Source organism: Mycobacterium sp. 1465703.0 (assembly GCF_001672975.1).
Classification (GTDB): Bacteria; Actinomycetota; Actinomycetes; order Mycobacteriales; family Mycobacteriaceae; genus Mycobacterium.
In genome coordinates, this window is record NZ_LZKU01000245.1 from 1 (window position 1) to 4074 (window position 4074).

Sequence of the window (4074 nt, forward strand, 5' to 3'; positions counted from 1 at the left end):
ACTACCTTCTCGACGTATTACGAAGGGTGGCAATTGATTTCGACCGCACCGAGAAGGAGGCCAGCGTCGCCGACCGGGTGTTGCAGGAGCGGCACGTCGAGGAGATCACCGAGGATCTGCCGCATCTGCCCGATTTCAGTGAGTTCGACGTCGCCTTCCGGCCCGTCGATGAGTGCAAGTTCGGCGACATGCGCTCTGCCTTCTACGCGGGATACGAAGAAGCCGATCGAGAGCATGTGCTGATCGGCACCGCCGGTCGGCGGCTGGCCGAGGGCAAGACCCTGGTGTCGACCACGTTCGTGGTGCCCTACCCGCCGGGTTTCCCGGTGCTGGTCCCGGGTCAGGTGGTCTCCAAGGAGATCGTCTACTTCCTGGCCCAGCTCGACGTCAAGGAAATCCACGGCTACAACCACGATCTCGGGCTCTCGGTCTTCACCGAGACCGCGCTGGCCCGCATGGAAGCGCAACGCAACGCCGCCATGGCGGCGGTCGGTTCCGTGACAGCGGCTTTCGAGCTGCCCGCGGACGCTGGAACGAACGGGGCGCGCAACAACGGTGCCAATGACGCCCCAGCCGTGCCGTCGGTCGCCGAGGGCAGCTGAGCGATCAGCCGGCCGTCCGGGCCGGATCGGGCCCGCATCTGGTGTGCGCCGAGGTGCGTGGTCCGATTGCCGACCAATCGGAGATACCCCGCCGGATCCCCTGAATGAGTGCGTCGCGGCCCCCTGACGCCGTGTCATGGCAGCTCGAACTCAAGGTGTTGAACGGACTCGGATCGGCGCCCGCCGGCGCGGATCCCACGACCGGGGAAACAAAACCGACCGCCGCGATGACCAGGATCCGGCCGATCGCACGATGATGACGACGCGCGGCACCAAACATGACGGTGTCAGGGTAGGTCGCGGCCGCTGAGAGGCCGCTGAGAAGGTGTTGAGCTCGATGTTTTCAGTTGGTTCGGCGGCCTGCAGAATCAAGGGCGTGGGTGTCGGGCCGTTTCGGCGCAGCGGGCGGGTGCGCCCGTGGCGTCTTTCGCACCTGGGCATCTCCGCGCGCTCGGCGGCGGTGTCGGCGATCGTCGTGCTGTGTGCGCTCAGCGTCGCCGGCGCGGGACTGGACGCCATCCTGTACCGGTCGTTGCTGGGCGGCGTGGATTACGCCGCCGCCGAGCGGGTCCGCGACATCGCCAAGGCGCTGCAGTCCGATTCGCCCGACGACCTCGACAACGCATTGCTGACCACCGACCAGCGGGTGGTCGCAACTCAGCTGATCGGTCCGGATGGCAAGGTGGTCAAGCGATCCGGCACCACCCCGAAAACACCGCTGGTCCCGACAAGCGAGTTCGGCTTCGCGTTGCGCCGCGGCTTGCCCGACGACGCGGTGGCCGGTGACGACATGCGGGTCAGCGGTCAAAAGGTGGCAACGCGTTCCGGTGTGTACACGGTGCTGGTGGGAGGTGGCAGCGAGGCGGTCGAGGCGACAGCGCGGACGCTGGCGATCCTGTTGGCCTGCAGCGCCCCGGTCATCGTCGCGGTGGTGGCGGCGGCCACTTACTGGCTGGTGCGCCGGTCGCTGCAGTCGGTGGACGCGATCCGGACCAGGGTCGTGGACATCTCGACGTCGGACCTGGCCGAGCGGGTGCCGGTGCCGGACAGCCACGACGAGATTGCGGCCCTGGCCGTCACGATGAACGAGATGCTCTCGCGTCTGGAAGCGGGTCACCGTGCGCAGCAACGCTTTGTCGGTGACGCGTCCCACGAATTGCGCAGCCCGCTGACCACCATCATCTCCGGACTGGAAGTGGCCGAGGCCCATCCCGATCTGCTCGACGCCGAGCTCGCGGTCAACACCTTGCTGCCCGAAGCGCAACGCATGCACACCCTGATCGAAGATCTGCTGCTGCTGGCCCGCGCCGACGAGCAGACCCTGCTGCGGCGCAAAGAGCGGGTGGCCCTCGATGACCTCGCCCAAGCCGAAGCCGACCGGGCGCGGCGTGACGCGCACTGCGTGATTGACACCGATGTCCGCCCGGTGCAGCTGGACGCCGACCCGGTGGCCATATCCCGGATGATCCGCAACCTCGTCGAAAATGCTGTCCGCCATGCGGTTTCGTGTGTCACCATCGAAGTCGGGGGCCGAGACGGGGTGGCAATCCTGACCGTCACTGACGACGGACCCGGAATCGCGCCCGCCGACCGGAACCGGGTATTCGAACGTTTCGTGCGGCTGGATTCCGATCGGGCCCGCAGTGGGGGAGGGACCGGCCTGGGCCTGGCGATCGTCGCGGAGGTCGTTGCCGCGCACCGGGGTACGGTCGCCATCGACGACCCGCTCCACGGCGGAACCACGATAATCGTGACGCTGCCCCAGTCTCAGCACAGCAATCGGTAACCGACGCCCCGAATAGTCTCAATGGTGTTGGTACCGAAGGGAACATCGATCTTGCGGCGCAGATATCCGACGTACACCTCGACCACGTTGTCGGGGCCGTGATGGTGCGCATCCCACACGTTTTGCAGAATCTCGGCCTTGGTGACCACCACGTCCTTGTTGCGCATCAGGAATTCCAGCACCCCATACTCGCGGGGAGTCAGGGTGATCGGGGTCGAGTCCCGTTTGACCGTGTGCCGGGCCGGATCCAGCGCCAAAGAACCGGCTTTCAACACCACCGGCCGCGCCGGTGCGCCGCGACGAACCAACGCCCGCAGCCGCGCCACCAGCACCCGGAAGGAGAACGGCTTGGTCAGGTAGTCGTCCGCACCCAGATCGAAGGCATCGGTTTCGTCGAACTCACCATCCTTGGCGGTCAGCATCAGTACCGGTGTCCACACATTTTTCGACCGCATCCGGCGCAGCACCTCATAACCGCTGAGGCCGGGCAGCATGATGTCGAGAACGACTACGTCGAAGCCGTTTTCGGTGGCCTCCTGCAGGCCGTCGACTCCGTTGCCGACGGCGACGACGACGAACCCCTCCGCCTTGAGCCCCCTGGCCACGGTCGCCGACAGTCGCGGTTCATCCTCAACGAGCAGGACTCTCATATTTCAACGCTACGTCGAGCTTCTGATGCTGTCAGCGCGGGTCGAGGCCTGTTACGAATTAACATCCGGGTGAGCATCTGCCGCAGCATCTTTGGATTGGCCGGGGTGACCTCCGGGACGCTGCGGTATGACGATCAGTAACACCGCGATCAGCGCTGCGATCACCGCCGTGGCGAGCGGGCGGCTCAGGGCGAGTCCGCCGTCGGCGACGGGTTTGTCGATGAAGTCGCCCACCGTTGCCCCCAGCGGCCTGGTCAGGATGAACGCGATCCAGAACAACGCGACGCGGGACAGGGAGGTCCAGAAGTACAGGGCCGCCACCACCGCCAGGCCGGCCGCGAACACCAGCGCGCCGCGTTCGTAACCGAAATCGCGGGTGTCGGCCAGCCAATCGCCGAGCGCGGTGCCCAGTGTCTGCGAGAACGTGATGGTCGCCCAGTAGAAGGATTCCACTTTGGGTGTCGAGACGGTGCTGACCGATACGGTGCCCTGTGACCATCGCCACAGACCTAGGGTGGCCAGCAGGCAGGCCAGCAGCAGCAGCGATCCGCCGGTGTAACCGATGCCCAGCGATCGGTCCGCGAAATCGGCTAGCACGGTGCCGAACGTCGTCGAGGCCACGATCGTCGCCCAATAGAGGGTGGCATGGAAGCGCTTGGCGAAGATCTGAGCGGCCACTAGCGCCACCAGCGCGACACCGAAGATCGCGACCCCGGCGGCGTAACCCCAATTCAGGGTCATGGTGACGGTGTCGCCGCCCGTTTCGCCCAGCGTCGTGGCCAGGACCTTGATCACCCAGAAGCCCAGGGTGACCGCCGGCACCTTGGTCAATGCGTGGTGCGAAACGTCGGTCATTTGAGTCATCTTCCGTCGTCGCTGCTGATTCATGCCGGCGAACCACGAATTAGAGTTCCACAGCTGGGCAGGTTCTGCTCACCGGGATCGCAATGCCGATGGGTTCGCGCAGGTGGCGCAATACCTCGGTGGGTGGCGGTTTTAGCTGGTCGGGCCGCAACGCCGCCCGGCGCAATACGCT

The 4074-nt window shown here is 65.8% G+C and carries 3 protein-coding genes and 1 pseudogene; 2 read left to right on the forward strand and 2 right to left on the reverse strand.

All coding sequences use genetic code 11. The annotated features are described in order from the left end of the window. Both A5625_RS23510 and A5625_RS23520 read left to right on the forward strand, forming a co-directional pair. Positions 1-602 (forward strand): annotated as a pseudogene (locus A5625_RS23510) (amino acid decarboxylase); the annotation flags it as partial. A gap of 337 nt (positions 603-939) precedes the next feature. After that, positions 940-2388 carry a HAMP domain-containing sensor histidine kinase gene (locus tag A5625_RS23520; protein WP_082984528.1) on the forward strand — a complete coding sequence of 483 codons (1449 nt, stop codon included), beginning with the start codon at positions 940-942 and terminating at the stop codon, positions 2386-2388. Here the strand turns inward: A5625_RS23520 and A5625_RS23525 are convergent. Both A5625_RS23525 and A5625_RS23530 read right to left on the reverse strand, forming a co-directional pair. Continuing rightward, on the reverse strand, positions 2370-3038 hold the full coding sequence (locus A5625_RS23525) for a response regulator transcription factor (RefSeq protein WP_066999834.1): 669 nt from the start codon (positions 3036-3038) through the stop codon (positions 2370-2372). The two genes, A5625_RS23520 and A5625_RS23525, sit on opposite strands and share 19 nt — an antisense overlap. Before the next feature lie 51 nt (positions 3039-3089). Continuing rightward, entirely contained in the window at positions 3090-3893 is an 804-nt protein-coding gene (locus A5625_RS23530) for a hypothetical protein (protein WP_066999837.1), read from the reverse strand. Positions 3894-4074 lie beyond the last annotated feature (181 nt).

Excerpts from the sequence above, each read along its gene's own strand:
- A5625_RS23530 (WP_066999837.1), bottom strand. The coding sequence starts at position 3,893 with ATGACCGACGTTTCGCACCACGCATTGACCAAGGTGCCGGCGGTCACC.
- A5625_RS23520 (WP_082984528.1), top strand. The coding sequence starts at position 940 with ATGTTTTCAGTTGGTTCGGCGGCCTGCAGAATCAAGGGCGTGGGTGTC.
- A5625_RS23525 (WP_066999834.1), bottom strand. The coding sequence starts at position 3,038 with ATGAGAGTCCTGCTCGTTGAGGATGAACCGCGACTGTCGGCGACCGTG.